The organism is Nocardioides sp. (assembly GCF_036405735.1).
GTDB lineage: Bacteria > Actinomycetota > Actinomycetes > Propionibacteriales > Nocardioidaceae > Nocardioides.
This window is the reverse complement of sequence record NZ_DASWXC010000083.1, coordinates 1-20,974: the sequence shown is the minus strand read 5'-3', so window position 1 is coordinate 20,974 and position 20,974 is coordinate 1. Positions and strand designations below refer to the sequence as shown.

Genomic DNA, 20,974 nt, shown 5'->3' with positions numbered 1-20,974 from the left:
CTCAGGCGCGCGAGCGGGCCAGCAGGTAGACGAAGTACGGCGCGCCGAGCAGCGCCACCACCAGGCCGGCCGGCACCTGGGCCGGCGCGATGACCGTCCGCCCGAGCAGGTCGGCCAGCCCCAGCAGCGCGGCGCCCAGCAGCACCGCCACGGGCAGGGCCTGACGGTGACGGCCGCCGACCAGGGCCCGGGCCAGGTGCGGCGCGACCAGGCCGACGAAGCCGACCACCCCGACCGCCGCGACGCTCATCGCGGCCAGCAGGGCAGCGAGCAGCAGGACCAGCAGGCGGGTGCGCTCCAGGCTCACGCCGACGATGCGCGGGGTGTCCTCGTCGAGGGCGAGCAGGTCCAGCTCCCGGCGTACGACGAAGGCGAGTGGGAGCGCCAGGACGAGCACGATCGCGACCGGGAGCACCTGCTCCCAGGTCCGGCCGTAGGTCGAGCCGGACAGCCAGGTGTAGAGCCGCGGCGTGTCCCACGGGTTCGCGCGGACGAGCAGGAACGTGGAGACGGCGACGGTGCCGTACCAGGTGCCGATGCCGATGAGCAGCAGCCGGTCGGCGTCGAGCCCGTGGCGCCAGGCCAGGCCGTAGACGACCGCGAAGGCCACCAGCGCGCCGACGGTCGCGGCGAGCAGGATCTCGCTGGTCGACGGCGCGGTGGTCAGTCCGCCGGTCACCAGAATCACCGCACCGAGCCCGGCGCCGCCGGTGATGCCCAGCACCCCGGGCTCGGCGAGCGGGTTGCGGCAGGTGGCCTGCACGAGGGTCCCAGCCAGCGCGAGCGCTGCGCCGGCGAGCACGGCCGCGGCGACGCGCGGGGCGCGCTCGTCGAGGGCGAAGCGGACCAGCGGGATGCCGTCTCCCTGCAGCCAGGCGCCGATGTCGGCCACCCGCAGCCAGGTCTGGCCCGCGAGCAGGCCGACGACGACGGCCGTGACGGCGAGCGCCGCGGAGACGAGGAGGACGGCGTAGAACCAGGCCCGGCCGCGCACCGCGACGCGCAGCGGCGCGGTCTGACGGGTCGGGCCCGAGTCACGGCTGCCGCGCGCGAGCAGCACCATCGCCACCGCGCCGGCGATGGTCGTCGTGACGCCCGTGGGCACGGACATGGCACGGTCCGCGCCGAGCACCGCCCGGATCACCGCGTCGGCGCCGATGACGACGATCGCGCCGAACAGGCCCGCGGCCGGCAGCAGCACGGCGTGCCGGTGCAGGCCGGGGACGAACCGGCCCGCGAGCCGGACGACCACGGGGGCGAAGAGGCCGACGAAGCCGATCGGACCGGCGAGCGTGACGGCCGCGGCGGTGAGCACCACCGCGAGCAGGGTGCCGACCGCCCGCGTGCTCCGGACCGGTACGCCGAGCACGGCGGCCGTGTCGTCGCCGAGGCCCAACAGGTCGAGCCGGCGGCTGAGCAGGAGCGCGCACCCGGTCGCGACGAGCACGACAGGGGCCGCCTGCCGGAACGCGTCGAGCCCGAGCTGGCTCAGGGAGCCGCTGCCCCACGCGAAGAGGCTGGTCGTCGACTCCTCGAACAGGATGAGCAGGGCCGAGGTCGCCGCCTGGAGCGCCAGCGCGATGGCCGTGCCCGCGAGCACCAGCCGGCTGGTCGCCGTACCGGCGCCGCCGGCCAGGCCGAGCACGAGCATCGCCGCGAGCAGGCCGCCCACGAAGGCGGTGAGCCCGGACGCCCACAGCGGCACGCCCAGGCCGAACGCCGCCACGAGCGTGACGGCGAAGTAGGACCCTCCGGTCACCGCGAGGGTGTCGGGGGAGGCGAGCGCGTTGCGCGCCAGCGACTGCAGCAGCGCTCCCGCGACACCGAGCGCGAAGCCGACCGCGATGCCCGCGAGCAGCCGCGGGACCCGCGAGCCGGAGAGCACCGCCTCGGCACGCTCGGTGCCGTTCCCGGTCAGCACGCCGACCAGGTCCCGCAGGCCCACCCCCGAGGTGCCCTGGGTCAGGTGCCACCCGCCGAGCAGGACGAGCAGCACCAGCAGCAGGGCGAGCATGCCGACGGGACCGGCCAGGACCCGTCGGGACGCGGCGACCGCCGGGGCGGCGGGCGCCGTGACGGAGCCCTGCGGTCGCAGAGGCTCCGTCACGGCGGCGTTGCTGTCGGTCACGTCGCGCCCGGCGTCAGGTCAGCAGGTCGACGTACGCGTCGATGATCTGCTCGGCGGAGCGGGGACCGCCGAAGGTCCAGATGCCGGCCGGGAAGGCGTGCGCACGACCCTCGGCCACCGCGGGGATCTGCTTCCAGACCGGGTTCTTGGCCAGCTCGGCGTTGACGTCGCCCGAGGGGTCCACGGTGCCGGTGTAGAAGAAGGTGGCGTCACCCAGCTCGCTCATGCCCTCGATGTCGGTCTGTCCGAGGCCGTACGCCGGGTCGACCTCGCCCTTCCAGGCGTTGGTGAGACCGAGCGCCTCACCCAGCTCGCCGATGAGCGAGCCCTGGCCGAACGGGCGGATCGAGACGTTGCCGCCCTGGATCCAGCCGTCGAAGTAGACGAACTCGTCGGTGGTGACGTCGGCGGCGCTGATCGTCTCCTTGGCGTCGGCGAGCGTGGCCTGGAACTGCTCGGTCACGATCTCGGCCCGCTCCTCGCGGCCGGTGGCCTCGGCGATGAGCGAGAAGGTGTCGAGCATCTGCTGGACCGGGTCGCTGCCGTCGGCGCCCTTGGTGGCCAGCACGGGGACGCCGAACTTCTCCAGCTGCTTGATGATGTCGTCGTCGGGCGTGTACGCCTCGACGATCACCAGGTCGGGGTTGGTGGCGTAGAGCGCCTCCGTGTTGGGCTCGCCCCGCGTGCCGACGTCCGCGACGTCGGCCGGGAGCTCCTCGGCGGTGTCCCACAGCGAGTAGCCCTTGGTGTCCGCCGCGGCGACGGGGCTGACGCAGAGCGTGAGGACGTCCTCGAGCTGCTGCCACTCGAGCACGGCGACCCGCTCGGCGGGCTTGTCGAGCTCGACCTTGCGACCGAAGCCGTCGGTGAGGCTGACCGGGCCGGTGGAGGTCGTGGTGGTGTCGTCCGCGCAGTCCTGGGAGGACACCTTCTCCGGGGCATCGCCCTCGGCGAGGTCGGCGGCCGTGGTCGTGCCGCCGCAGGCCGCCAGCAGCAGTGCCAGCGGCGCGAGGGCGGTGATGATGGGTCGTCTCATGTCTGTGGTTCCTTCGTGGTGGAGGCGGCGTCAGGACCGCCGCTGGCGGTAGCGCCCGAGGGCGTCGACGCGCACCCGTCCGGTCTCGGGGTCGTGGATCACGTCGATGGGAAGGCCGTAGACCTCGCTGAGGTGTTCGGGGACCAGCACGTCGGCGGGTGAGCCGGCGGCCCGCACCCTTCCCTGGTGCAGCAGGACGACCCGGTCGGCCACGGTGGCGGCCTGGTCCAGATCGTGGAGGACGACCCCGAGCGCCGTCCCATGGCGGTCCGCGAGGTCGCGGACCAGGTCGAGGGTCTCGACCTGGTAGCGCAGGTCGAGGTGGTTGGTGGGCTCGTCGAGCAGGAGGACGCCGGTGTCCTGTGCGAGGCACCCGGCGAGCCAGACCCGCTGCAGCTCCCCGCCGGAGAGCTGGTCGACGGGGCGGTCGGCCATGCCGCTGACGCCGGTGACGTCCATCGCGTGGTCGATCGCCGCACGGTCCGCATCGGTCAGCCCCGCGAACCGGGCCCGGTGGGGGTGCCGGCCGAACGCCACGACCTCGCGGACCGCCAGTCCCGACGGCTGCGGCCGGGACTGCGAGAGCAGCGTGACGCGGCGGGCGAACTCACGTGCGGTCAGCGGGGCGGAGTCCTCGCCGTCGAGCGAAACCCGGCCGGAGACCGGCTGGTGCAACCGTGCCAAGGAGCGCAGCACGGTCGACTTGCCGCTCCCGTTGGGGCCGAGCAGGACGGTGACCTGGCCGGCGGCCAACCCGACCGAGACACCGTGGACGACGGTGGCGCGGGCGTAGCCGAGCACCAGGTCCTCGCCCTGGAGGGACGGAGGAGCGACGGTGGTGACGGTGGCTGGCACGAAGGGAAGGCTAACCTAAGAAGCGTCCGATGGACATGTGGCCCCGGTCACCCGGCGCCGACGCTCCTCGTCTGTGGCAGATTGCGGGTGTGCCCACCCGACCCGACCCGCCCGCCACGTGGGTACGACGGGCCGGCGCCATCTGCACCGCCCTGCCCGAGTGCTACCAGGAGCCGGCCTGGACGGGCGTGCGATGGCGGGTGCGCGCGGCGACGGTCGCCCATCTCTTCGGCGGCGAGGACCAGCTCGTCCGGATCACGTTCCGTGCCGAGCCCGACGAGGTCATGGCGTTCGAGCACCTCGGGCCGCCGTACTTCCGGGCGTCGTGGGGCCGCAACGTGGTGGGCCTGCTGCTCGACTCCGGCACCGACTGGGAGGAGCTCAGGGAGCTCCTCACCGACTCCTACTGCCTCCAGGCACCGGCCGCGCTCGCCGCACAGGTGGCCCGACCGGGCTAGCGCACGTCAACCCGGGTCTCGACCCACGGGAACCCGGGTCTCGACCGGTTAGCGGGTCGCGTGTTCCTTGGCCGGGGGAGCGGGCTCCGCCGGGTCGTCCTCGATGAGGTCGTCCTCGTCGAGCGGCTCGACGGGCTCGGAGGGCTCGACCGGCTCGACGGCGAGGGCGAAGTCGTCCCCGTGCTCGGTGACGCCGGCGATGACGGCCTGGGCGATGGCCTCCTGGCCGTACTCGCGCCGGACGATGAGCGGGTCCTGGCGCAGGTCCCTCACCAGCGCGACCGCGAGGCCGACCATGACGAGCACGAACGGCAGCGCGGCCACGATCGTGATCGACTGCAGTCCGGTGAGGGCGTCCTCGCCGCCCACGAGCAGCATCACGGCTGCGACGGCACCGGTCGCCACGCCCCAGAAGATCACCGTGGGCCGGCGCGGGTGCTGGGTGCCGTGCTCGGAGAGCGTGCCCATCACGATCGAGGCGGCGTCGGCGCCGGAGACGAAGAAGATCGCCACCAGGGCCATCACCAGGATGGTCGTGACGGTGGCCAGCGGGAACGCGTCGAGGGTGGTGAACAGCTGCGACTCCAGGCCGCCGGCGCCGGCGATGTCGGTGCCCTTCTTCTGCAGGTCGATGGCCGCGCCGCCCATGACGCAGAACCACAGCACGCTGACGAGGCTGGGGACGAGCAGTACGCCGGTGACGAACTGACGGATCGTGCGGCCCCGGGAGATGCGCGCGATGAACATGCCGACGAACGGCGTCCACGACAGCCACCAGGCCCAGTAGAAGACCGTCCAGCTGCCGAGCCAGTCCTGGATCTCCGCGCCCTCGGCGCCGGTGCGGGCGGCCATCATCGGCAGCTGCTCGATGTAGCTCCCCACCGAGGTCGGGATCAGGTTGAGCATGAACACCGTGGGACCGGCGACGAACAGGAACAGCGCGAGCGTCACGGCGAGCACCATGTTGATGTTCGAGAGCCACTGAATGCCCTTGGCCACTCCGGAGACCGCCGAGAGCACGAAGCAGACCGTGAGCACGGCGATGATGCCGACGATGACCGCGTTGCCGGTCTGGCCGATGCCGGAGACGACCTGCAGGCCGCTGCGGATCTGGAGCGCGCCCAGGCCGAGCGAGGCCGCCGAGCCGAACAGCGTCGCGAAGATCGCGAGGATGTCGATGAGGCGGCCCCAGCCGCCGTGGGCGTGCCGGCCGATCAGGGGCTCGAACGCGGCCGAGATGAGCTGCAGGCGGCCCTTGCGGTAGACGCCGTACGCGATGGAGAGGCCGACCACGCTGTAGATGGCCCAGGGGTGCAGCGTCCAGTGGAACATCGTGGTGGCCATCGCGTTCTGGACCGCCTCGGGGTTGCCGGCCTCGCCGGTGCCCGGCGGCGGCGTGACGAGGTGGCTGATGGGCTCGCTGACGCCGTAGAACATCAGGCCGATGCCCATGCCGGCGCTGAACATCATCGCGACCCACGAGGAGGTGCGGAACTCCGGCTCCTCGTCGTCGCGCCCGAGTCTGATGTCGCCGAAACGGCTGGCGGCGAGCCAGATCACGAACACGACGAACGCGCTCGCGGTCAGCACGAACAGCCAGCCGGTGTCCTCCAGCACCCAGGTGAGCGCACGGCCGGAGGCGTCGGCCAGCGACCCCGTGCTCACGAAGCCCCAGACGAGGAAGCCGATGGCCAGGGCGGCGGTGACGCCGAAGACGACCTTGTCCACGCCGTGCCGGTTGGTGGGCGGCGGCGTGGGGACGTCCAGCGCGGGGTGGGGCACGACGTCTGCGGCAGGGCTGCCGAGGGCGTGCGCCACCGTCTTGGCGGTGTCGGTGACACGCTCCGAGGTCATGAGATGGTTCTCCCGTTCAGTGGTCCGAGCCTGAAGAGCAACTCCACGACGGTGCCAAACGCCTCCGCCAGGCTCCAACTCCCCGGGCCCCCGACCAGTGCCCAGTGCAGCGTTTTCGCAGGCCAGCGAAGTGATGTGAATACCGACACGCCGAGCGCGGAAGTCGGCCGAAATCAGGCTGGACGTGGTACGGCGGACGCCGCTGTGGAGCGGAAGCGGATCTGTCGGCTCCGGCGGTTAGGGTGCTCGGGTGCCAGCCGAGACCAGCCCCGTGACGACGACGCTCGGGGCTGCCGTCGCGGCGCTCGGAGGTCAGGAGCGCGAGGGTCAGATCCGGATGGCGGAGGCGGTCGCCGAGGCCATGGAGAGCGAGCAGCACCTGCTCGTCCAGGCCGGCACCGGCACCGGCAAGTCGCTGGCCTACCTGGTGCCGAGTCTGCTGCACAAGGACCGGGTCGTGGTGGCGACGGCGACGCTCGCGCTGCAGCACCAGCTGGTCGAGCGCGACATCCCGCGGCTGGTCGAGGCGCTGAAGGACCGGTCCGACATCGACACCAGCCACGCGGTGCTGAAGGGGCGGTCCAACTACGCCTGCCTGCACCGGATCCGGGAGGGCGTCCCCGACGACCAGGGCACCCTGCAGATCGACGTGCCCCTGGGGCAGATGGCCACCAAGGTGCTCGAGCTGCGCTCGTGGGCCGAGGAGCAGGCCGAGTCGCAGGGCACCGGCGAGCGCGACGCCGCCCCCCGCCACACCGACCGGGAGTGGCGGCAGGTCAGCGTCACGCACCGTGACTGCCTGGGCGCGTCCAAGTGCCCGTTCGGCCAGGAGTGCTTCGCCGAGCGGGCGCGGGAGAAGGCGCAGCGCAGCCACCTCATCGTCACCAACCACTCCCTGCTCGCGATCGACGCGATCGAGGGCGTCCCGATGATCCCCGACTACGACGCGGTGGTGATCGACGAGGCGCACGAGCTCGTCGCCCGGGTGACGCAGGCAGCCACCGACGAGCTGAGCGCCGCCGACGTCGAGCGGGCGGCGCGCCGCAGCCAGCGGCACGTGAGCGGCAGCGAGGCCGACGACCTCGCCGACGCCGCCGACGCGCTGCGGGTCGCCATGCTCGAGACCCCCGCCGGCCGGCTCGACTCCGCTCCGGCCGACCTCGCCGACGCCCTGGTGCTGGTCCGCGACGCGGCCCGGTCCTGCCTGGCGGCGTACCCCAAGGGCGAGGCCAAGGGTGACGAGCCCGACGCCGGGCTGCAGCAGGCGAAGGGCACCGTGCAGGAGGTCTTCCAGATCGCGGAGCGGATGGCGGCCAACGCCGAGTCCGACGTGCTCTGGCTCAGCGAGGGCAGCGACCGGATCCCCAGCCGGCTCTGTGTCGCGCCGCTGCAGGTGTGGGGGCCGATGCGCGACAAGCTGCTGACCGAGAAGACGGTCGTGTTCACCAGCGCCACCCTCAAGCTCGGCGGCGGGTTCGGCCCGGTCGCCGCGACGCTCGGCCTCAAGGCCGCGGAGGAGGGCGAGCAGGAGCGCACCGCCGAGGTGCTGCCCTGGCGCGGCCTCGACGTGGGCAGCCCGTTCGACTACCGCAAGCAGGCGATCCTGTACGTCGCCAAGCACCTCCCGACCCCGGGCCGCGACGGTCTGGGTCCCGCCCAGCTCGACGAGATCGCCGAGCTCATCGACGCCGCCGACGGCCGCGCGCTGGGTCTCTTCAGCTCTCGCCGGGCCGCCGACGCGGCGGCCGAGGCGGTCCGGCAGCGGCTGCCGCACCTGACCACGCTGGCCCAGGGTGACGCCCAGCTGCCCGAGCTCGCCGCGCAGTTCGTCGCCGACCCGCACACCGTGCTCTTCGGCACCCTCAGCCTCTGGCAGGGCCTCGACGTCCCCGGTGACACGTGTCAGCTGGTGCTGATCGACCGGATCCCGTTCCCGCGGCCCGACGACCCGCTCATGAGCGCCCGTCAGCGCGCGGTCGACAAGGCCGGCGGCAACGGCTTCATGCAGATCGCCGCCACCCACGCGGCGCTGCTGCTCGCGCAGGGCGCGGGCCGACTGATCCGCACCACCGCCGACCGGGGTGTGGTCGCGGTGCTCGACCCGCGGCTCGCCACGGCACGGTACGGCGGCTTCCTGACCGCCTCGCTGCCGCCGATGTGGCCGACCTCGGACCCGGCGCTGGTCCGCAAGGCGCTGGCCCGGCTGTCCTCGACCGCCGCGGCGGCGCCGGTGCCGACCGGGTAGCGGTCAGCGGACGACCCGGACGGAGTACTTCTCCAGGACGCCGTCGCGCACCGGGACGCCGCGGCACGAGTAGCCGGTGCGGGCGGTCCAGCACTGCTTGTAGCGGCGGTTGGCGTTGACCAGGACGACCTCGACGTGCGCGACCCGGCGGCTGTTGAAGTCGACCCGGACACTGCCGTTGCCACGCTTGTTGAGCCTGACGAAGCGGGTCCGGATGCCGCCGGCCCTGCTGTAGACGGTGGCCATCGCGACCGAGCCGCTGGCGCGGTCGGCCATGTCGACCGTGATGCGCAGGCGGGTGCGCTTGGCCGGCAGCCGGCGCGGCACGAACCGGAGCGTCTTGGAGGCCAGGTGGTCGACGCGGACGGCGCCGGCGTTCGACCGCTTGCTGGGGCGCAGCACCCGCGTGCGGGTGGGACGTCCGACCGGGTAGGCGCTGCCCTCGGCGTAGGCCCGGGACGGGTGGCGGTTCGCCAGGGCGTACTGCGCGAAGAGCCGCGGGAACCGTGCGCCGCGCCGGGCCAGCGCCGCCTCGATCGCGCGGGTGGAGTAGTAGTCGGGACCGGTCACGCTGTCGGCGTACTGCCAGATCGAGAGCATGAGGTTGGGCATCGGTCCGGTGAGGGTGGGGATCCGCTCGGTGAGGTACTGGAAGAAGATCCAGTCGCCGTACTTGAGGAAGTCGCCGCTGCCGAGGTTGCGGTCGAGGGAGACGCCGGGGAAGCGGAGCTGGCTGAAGCGGAGGTACTGCCGGTTGTCGTTGATCTCGTCGTAGATCTGCTCCTCGGCCCAGGTGGCGGCCGCCTCCATGAACCAGCGGTCCTCGCCGTAGTCGTAGGCGAACTGCACGGCGTGGGAGTACTCGTGCGCCGCGGTCACCTGCAGCGTCCGCAGCGGGTCGGTGCCGAACTGGCTGGCGGCGTAGTCGTTGTCGAGCACGCAGAACGCCGGCAGGTCCGAGCGCCCCGGGCCCGGGTCGAAGACGGGGTGACCGCTGGCGTAGAAGTCCGCGGTGCAGTAGCCGTACTGGCCGCGGGAGGCGACGTCGGCGAGGTAGACGTCGGTCGCGCCGCTGCCGCCGTAGGTCCCGTCGGCCTTGGGGAGCCGGTAGCCGGCGGCGCGGTAGGTGCGCGCGATGGCGACGAGCGTGTCGAGCACGGTCTGGGGCCAGGTGACGGGGTTGACGGCGTGGGTCGCGTCGGCGCCGGTCGTCCCGTTCGGCACGTAGTGCACGCAGATGTCGACGTCGGGCACCGCGTCGCACAGCGTGGCGTACTCGCCGTCGCCCCAGGGTCGGCTGAAGTTGCTGAGCGCGACCCGCTGGGAGCTCGCCGGCAGGGCGTCCATGCGCAGGGACAGGTCGCGCAGGTCCATCGTGACGTTGCGGCCGGCGCCGGTCTGGATCCGCTCCCGGGCGACGGGCCGGCTCACCGGCTCGGCGAACTCCTCGACCTGCTCGAGCGCGTCGAGCGCCTCCTCGCGCTCGGTCGGTACGTCGGCCGGGGTCTCGGACTCCCCGTCGGACTCCGCCGGGGCGGGCTCCGCCTCGGACGTGGAAGGCATGGTGGGATCCTCAGCCGCTCGTACCGGGGTCGACACCCCGAACGACAGCCCCGTCAGCAGAAGGAAGAGGACCACCCAACGGGCGTGGCGCATGAAGACTCCGAGGTTGTGGGGTGGCGGCGAGGAACGACGCCTCGACTATAGGCACGAACGGTGCCACGGCTACACATCCGACGAGCACGACGACCCAGCCGACGATGGCGTCGACCAGCCAGTGGTTGCCCGTGCCGACGATGACCAGGGCGGTGATCGCGGGGTAGGCCCAGCCGATCACGTGCAGCCACCGGTTGCGCGCCACCTGGTAGACCACGAGCGCGACCCACAGCGACCAGCCGGCGTGCAGCGAGGGGAAGGCGGCCAGCTCGTTGGTGAGATGGCCCAGACCGCGCGGCGCGGAGGCGTCGGCGCCCCACCAGCCGTTGTCGGAGTGCAGTCGCAGCACGTCGACGTACCCCTCCACGAAGCGCGGCGGGGCGGTCGGCAGCAGGAGGTACATCGCCAGGCCGAGCATGGTGGCCACCATCAGTGCGCGGCGCAGCGTGATGTAGTCGGTGCGACTGCGGCGCCACAGCCACACCAGCACGAGCGCGGTGACGATGTAGTGGGTGGTGGAGTACCAGTAGGAGCCGAACAGGCCCAGCCACTCGTGGCGCAGGAAGAGGTCGTTGAGCGCCGACTCCCAGTCCAGCCCGGTGGTCCGCTCGAAGCGCAGGATCTCCTTGGCGCGGTGCATCGCGTCGCCGAAGTCGTTGCTGGCCAGCAGCCGGGAGGCCATGTAGAGGCCGTAGATCACGGCGATGAGCGCGACCTCACGCACGCCGGCGCGCGTGAGGACGAACCTGACCCGCTCCCCGACGTACGCCATGCGCTGCCCCTCTTGGCCCCGGACCCCACCATCGGGGCACCCAGCGATGCTATCGCCGGGGGTGCCTACGGCGCCTCGGGTTAACCCCTGAGATTCCCCTGGATGGGGGGCGCCGGCGGTCCACCTCGGGCTTACCCCTGAGATGCTCCGCGTGAGATAAGAGCCCTGCCCTGCCAACCCGTCGCCGGGGCGCCGATCCCGAAGAAGGCGGCGACCGTCGGAGCGACGTCCATGGTGGTGACGGAGGCGGAGGAGACGCCCGTCGGCAGCCCCCGCGCTCCGCCGGCGACGAAGAACGGGATCGGCTTGGTGGCGGGGTGGCCATGGTTGCCGGGGATCGGGTTGGCGACGGGGGTGGGATCGGAGAAGCGCCAGCCGGCCTTGCAGTAGACGACGAGGTCGCCGGCGTTGGCGCCGAGGCTCAGGTCACGCGGTTGGTGCACCTCGAGCACGCCGGGGGTGGCGCGCGCGATAGACGACATCGCGGCCACGGCGGCTGCCCGGTCGCCCGGGGAGCCGGTCCAGTAGCAGAGGTCGGCGCCGCCGTTGTCCGCGATCTGCACCCGCCCCGCCAGCAGCGGGTCGGCGGCGAACCGCCCCGCGAGGCTGACGACCCGGTCCGGGTGGCTCCAGTCCATGGAGTGGTCGGCGAGCACGATCACCATCGAGCTGGCCCACTTGCCCGAGCGGCGCAGGTGGTCGAGGAACAGCCCGACCTGGGCGTCGGTGTCGGCCAGCGCGGCGTTGCGGTTCACCCGCAGGCTGCCACCGGTCAGGTCGGCGTGGCCGAACCGGTCGATGTCGCCGAGGTTGGCGAACACGAACGCCGGGTCGTGGTCGCGCACCATCGCCAGCAGCGCCTGCACCGTGACGACGTCGGGGGAGTGCTCGGTGACCGGAAGCGTCGGGAACGGCTCCCAGCGGTAGGTCGCCCGGCCGCCGAACACGCCGTACAGGTAGTCCTTGGAGAGCACCGTGCCGGTCGAGTGGCCGGCGGCACGCAGCTGCTCGAGGAGCGTCGTGACCCGGATGTCGGTCTCGCGGTCCAGGTCGCGGACCTCGCCGAGCGCGCGGTCGTAGATCGAGTTGGCCGGCACGCCGCTGATGATCGGCCGCACGCCGGTCATCATCATCACGTGGTTGGGGATCGTCTCCATCACCGGCAGTGACTGGGCGCGCGGGAAGCGCAGCCCGCCGTCTCGCAGGGCCGTGAGGTTGGGCGTGACGCCGAGGTCGAGCTCCTCGGGCCGGGTGCCGTCGATGACGAGGACGTAGCAGCGCCGCGCCGGCCCGGCCGCCGCCCTGCCGGGGGAGAGCACACCGGAGGCGGCGGAGATGGCGAGGCCCGCGGCTCCCGCCTTGAGGAGCGTACGGCGGCCGGTGCGCAGGTCCGCGAGGCCGCGCTCGAACGGGGTGTTCATCAGGCCACCGGTCCCTTCGCCCGGCGGACGCGTCCCGTGCCCGCGTCGGTCGCCCACGAGGCCGACCAGGTGATCGCCGTGTCGCGATCGGCGCGGCTTCCGATGACGTACCAGTCCATCTGTGCACGGGCCGGGGTGAGGTCGAGGACGGAGAAGCCGTGGCTGTCGAAGTCGAGGTGCTTCACGTGCCGGTTGGCGGTCTTGAGCACGTTCTCGACCGCCACGCTGCTGGTGCGTGGCGGCGTGTTGGTGATGTCCTTGAGGTTGTTGGAGGTGACGCTCGCGCACACGAACTCCACCCCGGCGGTGGTGCCCATCACCGGATAGGTCGCCGGGTCGAGCGGCAGGTCGCACGCCCACGCCGAGTGGATGTCGCCGGTCAGGAAGACCACGTCGCGCACGCCTTGGTCGGCGATGTGCTCGAAGAGCTCGCGCCGGTCGGCGGTGTAGCCGTCCCACTGGTCGGTGTTGTAGGCGGCGCCGCCGTCGGGGACGATCCCGGTCACCTGGTTGACCGCCGCCTGGAGGCGCTGCGGCAGCGCACCGAAGGTGACCGGCGCGATCATCACCGGGTTGCCGACCAGGCGCCACAGCGGCCGGTCGGGGGAGAGTCCGTCCTTGAGCCAGTCGAGCTGCTCCCGGCCGGCGATCGTGCGGCCGGGGTCGCCGACGGCCGGGCTCGGGGTGGCGACCTGCTGGGAGCGGTAGGTGCGCAGGTCGAGCATGGTGAGCTCGGCCAGCTCGCCGAACGCCAGCCGGCGGTAGAGCTGTTTGCCGTCGAGCCGAGCCGTGCCGCTCATGCGCACCGGCATCCACTCGTCGTACGCCTGGTGCGCGTGGCGCCGGCGTCTGGCCCATGACCTCTCGCCGGTGTCGTGGTTCTCCGCGCCGCCGGCCCAGGCGTCGTTGGTGACCTCGTGGTCGTCCCACGTGACGATCACGGGGTGCCGCGCGTGCAGGGCGGCCAGGTCCCGGTCCTGCTTGTACTGCGCGTGGCGCCGGCGGTAGTCCGCCAGCGTCACGGTCTCGCGGGCGGGCACGTGCCGGCGTACGTCGACATCGGCGTTCCCCATGCCGTACTGGCCCGGCGCGTACTCGTAGAGGTAGTCGCCGAGGTGGATGACGGCGTCGAGGTCGTTGCGCGCCGCCAGCCCGCGGTAGGCCGCGAACCAGCCGGCCTGCAGGTTGGCGCACGAGACGACGCCGAAGCGGAGGTTGGCCGGGGCGCTGCCCGGGGCCGGGGCGGTGCGGGTGCGACCGATCCGGCTCCACTGCCGGTGATAGCCGAACCGGTAGTAGTACGTCGTGGCCGGTTGCAGGCCGGTGACGTCGAGCTTGACGGTGTGGTCGCGGCCGGCACCGGTCGCGAACGTGCCCCTGCGGACGACGCGCGTGAACCGGGGACTGGTCGAGACCTGCCAGCGGACCCTGACCCGCGGGCCCTTGCCGCTGCCCGGCAGGGCTGCTCGTGTGGGGGTAACCCGGGTCCAGATCACGACGGCGTCGGGGAGCGGGTCACCCGACGCCACCCCGTGGCGGAAGTGCTTCACGCAGACGCAACGACGGCCGCGTCACGGGGTGACGCGGCCGTCGAAGTGTTCAGCTGTCGTTCACAGACTGCGGAGCACCGCGGTGACCTTGCCGAGGATCGTGGCGTGCGTGCCGTCGATCGGCTCGTAGGCGTCGTTGTGGGGGAGCAGCCACACCTGGCCGTTCCTGCGCATCAGCGTCTTGACGGTGGCCTCGCCGTCGATCATGGCGGCCACGATCTCGCCGTTCTCGGCGTTCGGCTGCTGCCGGATCACGACGTAGTCGCCGCTGCAGATCGCGGCGTCGATCATCGAGTCGCCCGAGACCTCGAGCAGGAAGAGCTGCCCGTCGCCGACGATCTCCTTGGGGAGCGGGAAGACCGCCTCGACCCGCTCCTCGGCCAGGATCGGCCCACCGGCCGCGATCCGGCCCACGACCGGGACGTACGTCGCCGGCGGGGCGCTGTCGCCGACGCCGGTCTCGTCGAAGGAGCTCTCCTCCGCGGCCGAGATCGACTTGCGCGCGGCGAGCACCTCGGGCAGGAAGACCTCCAGGGCGCGCGGCCGGTGCGGGTCGCGCTTGAGGAAGCCCTTCTCCTCCAGCACCTTCAGCTGGTGCGCCACGCTGGAGGTGCTGGTCAGGCCGACCGCGGAGCCGATCTCACGCATGCTGGGCGGGTAGCCGCGCTGCTCGATGCACTCCTTGAGGTGCGCGAGGATCCGCTGCTGGCGCGGGGTCAGCCCCGTGGCGTCAGGAGGGCCGTCGGGCAGCTCGCTGACCTTGCTGGCCTTGCTGCCGTTGCGCGCCGTGCCGCGCCCGCTTCCGGTCGGGGTGCTCATGCGGGCCACGGTAGACCGTCGCGCGGGCGTAGTTCAAACATCTGTTCGAACTCGCGTGTCGCTGGCGATGGCGGCTTGGCCGCCGAGAGCGTTCGAAAAAATGTTCGACGAAATGCTTGCTCGCGTTCGAACACCTGATCTACTCTCGATCATGTGTTCGATCGAACGTCTGCTCGATCGGCGGTTCCGACGGTGGCCCAGAGCGACTGTCGGTGGCTCCCGATAGACATCGGATCGAACCCGACAGAGCCCTACTTCCCCAGGAGCCCTCGATGAGCACGATCGCCGTTTCGCCCCGCACCATTCGCTCCGTCCGCCCGGTCCGCCCGGCGGCCCGCTCGACCGTCCGCCTCACCCGGCGCGGCCGCGTGGTGGTGTTCGTGATGGGTCTGGCCGTGGTGTTCCTCGCCGGCTTCGTGCTGGCCGGCGGCTCGACCGCAACGGAGAAGTCCGAGCCGGTGACCGTCGTGCAGGTCGGCCCCGGCGAGACGCTGTGGGATATCGCCGACGCCGCCGCTCCGGCCGGTCGCACCGCGGCGATGGTCGAGCACATCAAGGACCTCAACGGTCTCGAGGGCGGCTCGCTGCAGGTCGGCCAGCAGCTCCGCGTCCCGCTGAGCTGACCCTCGTGCTGGCGACGGCGTAGACCGACCAGCCCCCTGATCTCACAACTGAATACCTCCTCCGGCTGACTCGACCCCAGTCGGAGGGACTGGGGAAGACGGGGGCGGGGCTGATTCGGAAGCAGCCCCGCCCTCGCGGTCATTTCGGCGCTCAGCCGCCGAAATCGGGGTGCAGCTCACCCCTAGGGGTGAGGAAGCGCTGCAGCGGCGTCACCTTGAGGGTGACAACCGCATCCAGGATGGTTAAGCGCCGAGAAGCGGGGGAACTCTTCGGCCCGTGACCACGAATCCGCTGTCCCAGGAGCAGATCGCCGGCGAGACCCGCCGCGCCGAGACCGCTCGCCTGCTCCGCGCTGCCGCCGGCGAGACGGGCGAGGCTCGCGACGACCTCATCGACCAGGTGGTCGTGATCAACACCGGTGTCGCCCGCAGCATCGCGCGGGGGTACGCCGGCCGCGGCGTACCGCTGGAGGACCTCGAGCAGGTGGCCTGCCTGGCGCTGGTCCGGGCCGCGCAGCGCTTCGACGCCGCGAAGGCCGACGACTTCCTCAGCTACGCGGTCCCCACGATCCGCGGCGAGATCAAGCGCTGGTTCCGGGACAACGGCTGGGGCGTGCGGCCCCCGCGGCGGCTCCAGGAGCTGCAGGCGGCGGCCAACCGGGTCCGCAACGAGTCCGCCGCGCGCGGCGCCGTCGCGAGCACGACCTCGATCGCGAAGGCGCTCGGCGTCGACGAGCGCGAGGTCGGCGAGGCGCTCAGCCTCCACGGCTGCTTCGCCCCGGCCTCCCTCGACGCCCCCGTGCAGGCCGACCACGACCTCAGCGTGGGGGACCTGCTGCCGGCGTACGACGACGAGCTGGCCGCCATCGAGGTGCGGCTCATGCTCGAGCAGGCACTGGCGACGCTCACCAAGCGGGAGCGCCTCATCGTGCGCCTGCGCTTCAACGAGGAGCTGACGCAGAAGGAGATCGCCGAGCTGATCGGCGTCACCCAGATGCAGGTCTCCCGGATCCTCGCGCGCGTCATGGTGCGGCTGCGCGAACTGCTGTCCGACGACCCGATGGCGCGCGGCGAGTCCTGGTCGCTGTAACGACTGCTGCTCAGCGGGCGGCGCGCCGCCCGCCCGGCACACGCGTGGCAGGCGCCGGCTTCGGCTCGGCCGGAGCGACCAGTCCGAGATCGCGACCGATCCGGGCCAGCAGCATGAGCGCGACGAACAGGCACGCGATCGCGCCGACCGAGGCCAGCGCCAGGAAGCCCCAGGCGCGGCCGTCGCCGCCGCGCGCGGTCGCGCCGAAGTCGATCGCCGCCCACACCAGGTAGCCCCACGCCACGACGGCGAGCGTCACGGCCAGTGCGAGCGCCAGCAGCCGAGGCCGGAACTTCCGTGGCGGCCGGGCGCCTCTGCGCGCGCCCGCACGCTTGCCGGTCGAGGGGCCGGCCGCGCCTCCCGACGCAGGCTTCTCGACGACCGGCTGCTCGCTCACGCGCCCATTGTGGCTGATGGGGCGTGGCCGTGCGCACGAACCTCCCGACCCGACGCGGGTCACAGCACAGCTTCGGACCATCGGCCGCGGCGGCGTACGGCTGAGCCCATTCCCGGGACCCCTTCTGTCACTTCCGCCTCAGCGGTAACAGTTCGCCGCGACACGCCGAACCGGCGAGATCCGGCTTGACAGCCATTCGTGGTCGGCGGCTAGCCTCACCACTACATCTAGATTACATCCGTGTAGTTCTATCCACATCTAGTGCACAGCGACGGTGTGGTCCCTACACAGCCCGAGGCCGGTTACCCACACCGTCTCCACAGATCCATCCCCAACCGAGGCCCCTCTGGGCGTCGGCCGAGCCCGAGAACGGAGGACCGCGATGCACTGCCCCTACTGCCGGCACACCGACACCAAGGTCCTCGACTCCCGGGTCGCCGACGACGGCGGCGCGATCCGCCGGCGCCGGCAGTGCCAGAGCTGCGAGAAGCGGTTCAGCACCGTCGAGCTGATGCAGCTCACGGTGCTCAAGCGCTCCGGCGCCACCGAGCCGTTCACCCGCGACAAGGCCATCGCCGGTGTCCGCAAGGCCTGCAAGGGCCGACCGGTCACCGAGGATCAGCTGCAGTGCCTGGGCCAGGAGGTCGAGGACACCCTGCGCACCAACGGGTACGCCGAGGTCCCCGCCCACGAGGTCGGCATGGCGATCCTCGCGCCGCTGCGGAGTCTGGACGAGGTGGCCTACCTGCGGTTCGCCAGCGTCTATCGCCAGTTCGACAGCGCGGAGGACTTCGAGGACGAGATCAAGGTGCTGCGCGCCGAACGGCCCGATCGCGAGCCCGTCCTCACCTCGGCCCCAGCGGGCTGACCCACAGACGGCCCGGGCAGGCGTGGGGAAGCGACCTGCCCGGGCCCCTCACAGCGGCATATCGGGGCCCTCGGATGCGTTGAGACAAGAGTCGAGACGCGATGTCGGTGGCCCCGGGGAGACTCCCCAGCAGGACCAGCACCACCAGCGACACCCCAGCACCACCAGCAGCAACGCAACAGCAACCTCGACAGACGGGATCGAAGCGAACATGACCGAGACGGTGAGCGGAAAGGCCTCCAAGGGCGGCCAGACCCGGGGCGGGCTTCACATCGAGCGGGTGTTCAGCACCGAGGGTGTGCACCCCTACGACGAGATCACCTGGGAGCGGCGCGACGTCGTCCAGACCAACTGGAAGACCGGCGAGACCGTCTTCGAGCAGCGTGGCGTGGAGTTCCCCGACTTCTGGTCGGTCAACGCCTCGACGATCGTCACGACGAAGTACTTCCGCGGTGCCGTCGGCAGCCCGGAGCGCGAGCAGAGCCTCAAGCAGCTCATCGACCGCGTGGTGCTGACCTACACCAAGGCCGGCATCGACAACGGCTACTTCGCCTCGGCCGCCGACGCCGAGACCTTCGAGCGCGAGCTCACCTGGCTGCTGGTGCACCAGTACTTCTCGTTCAACAGCCCCGTCTGGTTCAACGTCGGCACCAAGTCCCCGCAGCAGGTCTCGGCCTGCTTCATCCTGTCGGTCGACGACTCGATGGACTCCATCCTGAACTGGTACAAGGAGGAGGGCTTCATCTTCAAGGGCGGCTCCGGCGCCGGCCTGAACCTCTCCCGCATCCGCTCCTCCAAGGAGCTGCTGTCCTCCGGTGGCACCGCCTCGGGCCCGGTCTCCTTCATGCGCGGTGCCGACGCCTCGGCCGGCACCATCAAGTCCGGTGGCGCCACCCGTCGCGCCGCCAAGATGGTCGTGCTCGACGTCGACCACCCCGACATCGAGGAGTTCATCGAGACCAAGGCGCGCGAGGAGAACAAGATCCGCGCGCTGCGCGACGCCGGCTTCGACATGGACCTCGGCGGCCGCGACATCACCTCGGTGCAGTACCAGAACGCCAACAACTCCGTCCGCGTCACCGACGAGTTCATGCGCGCGGTCGAGGAGGGCAAGGAGTTCGGCCTGCGCTCGCGCAAGGACGGCTCGGTCATCGAGACCGTCGACCCCCGCGAGCTGTTCCACAAGATGGCGGTCGCGGCGTGGGAGTGCGCCGACCCGGGCCTGCAGTACGACGACACCATCAACGACTGGCACACCAACCCCGAGACCGGCCGCATCACCGCGTCCAACCCGTGCTCGGAGTACATGTCGCTCGACAACTCCTCGTGCAACCTGGCCTCGCTGAACCTGCTGAAGTTCCTCAAGGCCGACGACACCTTCGACGCCGCGCGGTTCCAGAAGGCGTGCGAGCTGGTCTTCACCGCGATGGACATCTCCATCTGCTTCGCGGACTTCCCGACCGAGGCGATCGGCCAGACCACCCGTGACTACCGCCAGCTCGGCATCGGCTACGCCAACCTCGGCGCGCTGCTGATGGCGATGGGCCTGGGCTACGACTCCGAGGGCGGCCGCACGATGGCGGCGGCGATCACCTCGCTGATGACCGGCGCGGGCTACAAGCGCTCCGCCGAGCTCGCCGGCGTGGTCGGCCCCTACAACGGGTACGCGCGCAACGCCGAGGCCCACAAGCGGGTCATGCGCAAGCACCAGGCCGCCAACGACGAGGTCCGCTCGATCAGCTCGGTCGACGGCGACGTGCTCAAGGCCGCCACCAAGGCGTGGGCCGACGTCATCAAGCTCGGCGAGAAGAACGGCTACCGCAACGCGCAGGCCTCGCTGCTCGCGCCCACCGGCACCATCGGCTTCATGATGGACTGCGACACCACCGGCATCGAGCCCGACTTCTCGCTGGTGAAGTTCAAGAAGCTCGTCGGCGGCGGCTCGATGCAGATCGTCAACCAGACCGTCCCGCGGGCGCTGCGCAAGCTCGGCTACCAGGACGAGCAGGTCGAGGCGATCGTCGACTACATCGCCGAGAACGGTCACGTGATCGACGCCCCCGGCCTCAAGCCGGAGCACTACGAGGTCTTCGACTGCGCTATGGGCGCCCGTGCCCTGGCCCCGATGGGCCACGTGCGGATGATGGCCGCGGTCCAGCCGTTCCTGTCGGGTGCGATCTCCAAGACCGTCAACCTGCCGGAGTCGGCCACGGTCGAGGAGATCGAGCAGGTCTACCTGGACTCCTGGAAGATGGGCCTGAAGGCCACCGCCGTCTACCGCGACAACTGCAAGGTCGGCCAGCCGCTGTCGGATGGCAAGTCCGACTCGGCGAAGAAGTCGTCCGAGGCTCCCGCGGCTGCCGCGGCGGAGACCACGGTCGTGGAGAAGGTCGTCTACGCCCCGACCCGCAAGCGCCTGCCGAAGTCGCGCATCTCGCGCACCACCTCCTTCACCGTGGGTGGCGCCGAGGGCTACATGACCTCCGGGGCGCACGACGACGGTGAGCTCGGCGAGATCTTCCTCAAGCTCGGCAAGCAGGGCTCCACGCTGGCCGGTGTCATGGACGCCTTCTCGATCGCGGTGTCGATCGGCCTGCAGTACGGCGTCCCGCTGGAGACCTACGTCTCGAAGTTCACCAACCTGCGCTTCGAGCCGGCCGGCCTCACCGACGACCCGGACATCCGGATGGCGCAGTCGCTGATGGACTACGTCTTCCGCCGGGTGGCGCTGGACTACCTGCCGTTCGAGAAGCGCTCCGCCCTCGGCATCTACACCGCCGAGGAGCGCCAGCGCTACCTCGAGACCGGCTCGTATGAGCCCGTCGTCGAGACCGGCAGCGCCGCCGAGCTCCTCGCCTCGGACGACTCCGTTGGTCGAGCCGAGACCCCGGTCGACGCTGAGATCGTCGAGCCGACCTCCTCGGTGGCCGAGGGCTCCTCCTCGGTGGTCGAGGGTTCCGCCTCGGTGGTCGAGCCGACGAGCGCAGCGAGTCGTGTCGAGACCACTCAGGCCACCCCCAAGGCCGCCCACACCACCGCCGAGCTCCTCGAGCTCATCAGCGGCACGGCCGTCGACAGCCCGCTCTGCTTCACCTGCGGCACCAAGATGCGGCCCGCGGGCTCGTGCTACGTCTGCGAGGGCTGCGGAAGCACCAGCGGCTGCAGCTGATCGCTAGCCCGGTCCCAACGGAGGAGCGCCACA

At 71.5% G+C, this 20,974-nt stretch carries 16 protein-coding genes; 6 read left to right on the top strand and 10 right to left on the bottom strand.

Going from position 1 to position 20,974, the window contains the following annotated elements; all coding sequences use genetic code 11:
- Position 1 precedes the first annotated feature (1 nt).
- Genes VGE38_RS13560 through VGE38_RS13550 form a run of 3 tightly spaced genes read right to left on the bottom strand, consistent with a single transcriptional unit; the run spans position 2 to position 4,019 of the window.
- The gene (locus VGE38_RS13560) at positions 2-2,107 is read right to left on the bottom strand and encodes an iron ABC transporter permease (RefSeq protein ID WP_331143079.1); all 2,106 of its coding nucleotides are present in this window, start codon (positions 2,105-2,107) and stop codon (positions 2-4) included.
- A gap of 34 nt (positions 2,108-2,141) precedes the next feature.
- Entirely contained in the window at positions 2,142-3,164 is a 1,023-nt protein-coding gene (locus VGE38_RS13555; RefSeq protein ID WP_331143078.1) for an iron-siderophore ABC transporter substrate-binding protein, read from the bottom strand.
- Between the two features lie 30 nt (positions 3,165-3,194).
- Positions 3,195-4,019 (bottom strand): ABC transporter ATP-binding protein, encoded by an 825-nt coding sequence (locus tag VGE38_RS13550; protein ID WP_331143077.1) that lies wholly within the window; start codon positions 4,017-4,019, stop codon positions 3,195-3,197.
- A gap of 89 nt (positions 4,020-4,108) precedes the next feature.
- Between VGE38_RS13550 and VGE38_RS13545 the strand changes: the two genes are divergently transcribed.
- Positions 4,109-4,477, top strand: coding sequence for an MmcQ/YjbR family DNA-binding protein (locus tag VGE38_RS13545; protein ID WP_331143076.1), 369 nt, complete (start codon positions 4,109-4,111; stop codon positions 4,475-4,477).
- Positions 4,478-4,525: 48 nt separating this feature from the next.
- Here the strand turns inward: VGE38_RS13545 and VGE38_RS13540 are convergent, their stop codons facing one another.
- Positions 4,526-6,331, bottom strand: coding sequence for a BCCT family transporter (locus VGE38_RS13540; protein ID WP_331143075.1), 1,806 nt, complete (start codon positions 6,329-6,331; stop codon positions 4,526-4,528).
- Positions 6,332-6,668: 337 nt separating this feature from the next.
- Between VGE38_RS13540 and VGE38_RS13535 the strand changes: the two genes are divergently transcribed.
- Positions 6,669-8,576 (top strand): ATP-dependent DNA helicase, encoded by a 1,908-nt coding sequence (locus tag VGE38_RS13535; protein WP_331143088.1) that lies wholly within the window; start codon positions 6,669-6,671, stop codon positions 8,574-8,576.
- A gap of 3 nt (positions 8,577-8,579) precedes the next feature.
- Here VGE38_RS13535 and VGE38_RS13530 read toward each other — a convergent pair whose 3' ends face one another.
- From VGE38_RS13530 to lexA, 5 genes are all read right to left on the bottom strand, one after another.
- Complete coding sequence (locus tag VGE38_RS13530; protein ID WP_331143074.1) at positions 8,580-10,139, bottom strand: MXAN_6640 family putative metalloprotease; 1,560 nt, start codon at positions 10,137-10,139, stop codon at positions 8,580-8,582.
- Positions 10,140-10,149: 10 nt separating this feature from the next.
- A complete protein-coding gene (locus VGE38_RS13525) occupies positions 10,150-11,004 on the bottom strand; it encodes a phosphatase PAP2 family protein (protein WP_331143073.1) in 855 nt (284 codons plus the stop codon).
- 131 nt (positions 11,005-11,135) lie between these two features.
- Positions 11,136-12,425, bottom strand: coding sequence for an alkaline phosphatase family protein (locus VGE38_RS13520; protein ID WP_331143072.1), 1,290 nt, complete (start codon positions 12,423-12,425; stop codon positions 11,136-11,138).
- Positions 12,425-13,975 (bottom strand): alkaline phosphatase D family protein, encoded by a 1,551-nt coding sequence (locus VGE38_RS13515; protein ID WP_331143071.1) that lies wholly within the window; start codon positions 13,973-13,975, stop codon positions 12,425-12,427. Before VGE38_RS13515 ends, VGE38_RS13520 begins: the two co-directional genes overlap by 1 nt.
- 60 nt (positions 13,976-14,035) lie before the next feature.
- Positions 14,036-14,794, bottom strand: a complete 759-nt coding sequence (gene lexA, locus VGE38_RS13510) for a transcriptional repressor LexA (RefSeq protein ID WP_331143070.1) — start codon at positions 14,792-14,794, stop codon at positions 14,036-14,038.
- A gap of 272 nt (positions 14,795-15,066) precedes the next feature.
- Between lexA and VGE38_RS13505 the strand changes: the two genes are divergently transcribed.
- A complete protein-coding gene (locus tag VGE38_RS13505) occupies positions 15,067-15,417 on the top strand; it encodes a LysM peptidoglycan-binding domain-containing protein (protein ID WP_331143069.1) in 351 nt (116 codons plus the stop codon).
- Between the two features lie 277 nt (positions 15,418-15,694).
- Positions 15,695-16,507 carry a sigma-70 family RNA polymerase sigma factor gene (locus VGE38_RS13500; protein WP_331143068.1) on the top strand — a complete coding sequence of 271 codons (813 nt, stop codon included), beginning with the start codon at positions 15,695-15,697 and terminating at the stop codon, positions 16,505-16,507.
- A 10-nt stretch (positions 16,508-16,517) separates the two neighbouring features.
- On the opposite strand, the gene VGE38_RS13495 is transcribed toward VGE38_RS13500, so the two are convergent.
- Positions 16,518-16,904, bottom strand: coding sequence for a hypothetical protein (locus tag VGE38_RS13495; RefSeq protein ID WP_331143067.1), 387 nt, complete (start codon positions 16,902-16,904; stop codon positions 16,518-16,520).
- A gap of 382 nt (positions 16,905-17,286) precedes the next feature.
- On the opposite strand from VGE38_RS13495, the gene nrdR reads away from it, so the two are divergent.
- Both nrdR and VGE38_RS13485 read left to right on the top strand, forming a co-directional pair.
- Positions 17,287-17,772 (top strand): transcriptional regulator NrdR, encoded by a 486-nt coding sequence (gene nrdR, locus VGE38_RS13490; protein ID WP_331143066.1) that lies wholly within the window; start codon positions 17,287-17,289, stop codon positions 17,770-17,772.
- Positions 17,773-17,983: 211 nt separating this feature from the next.
- Positions 17,984-20,941 (top strand): vitamin B12-dependent ribonucleotide reductase, encoded by a 2,958-nt coding sequence (locus tag VGE38_RS13485; RefSeq protein ID WP_331143065.1) that lies wholly within the window; start codon positions 17,984-17,986, stop codon positions 20,939-20,941.
- Positions 20,942-20,974: the final 33 nt, after the last annotated feature.

Coding starts and splice junctions, on each gene's coding strand:
- VGE38_RS13555 (WP_331143078.1), bottom strand. CDS start 3,164: ATGAGACGACCCATCATCACCGCCCTCGCGCCGCTGGCACTGCTGCTG.
- VGE38_RS13540 (WP_331143075.1), bottom strand. CDS start 6,331: ATGACCTCGGAGCGTGTCACCGACACCGCCAAGACGGTGGCGCACGCC.
- VGE38_RS13535 (WP_331143088.1), top strand. CDS start 6,669: ATGGCGGAGGCGGTCGCCGAGGCCATGGAGAGCGAGCAGCACCTGCTC.
- VGE38_RS13530 (WP_331143074.1), bottom strand. CDS start 10,139: ATGCCTTCCACGTCCGAGGCGGAGCCCGCCCCGGCGGAGTCCGACGGG.
- VGE38_RS13525 (WP_331143073.1), bottom strand. CDS start 11,004: ATGGCGTACGTCGGGGAGCGGGTCAGGTTCGTCCTCACGCGCGCCGGC.
- VGE38_RS13520 (WP_331143072.1), bottom strand. CDS start 12,425: ATGAACACCCCGTTCGAGCGCGGCCTCGCGGACCTGCGCACCGGCCGC.
- lexA (WP_331143070.1), bottom strand. CDS start 14,794: ATGAGCACCCCGACCGGAAGCGGGCGCGGCACGGCGCGCAACGGCAGC.
- VGE38_RS13505 (WP_331143069.1), top strand. CDS start 15,067: ATGAGCACGATCGCCGTTTCGCCCCGCACCATTCGCTCCGTCCGCCCG.
- nrdR (WP_331143066.1), top strand. CDS start 17,287: ATGCACTGCCCCTACTGCCGGCACACCGACACCAAGGTCCTCGACTCC.
- VGE38_RS13485 (WP_331143065.1), top strand. CDS start 17,984: ATGACCGAGACGGTGAGCGGAAAGGCCTCCAAGGGCGGCCAGACCCGG.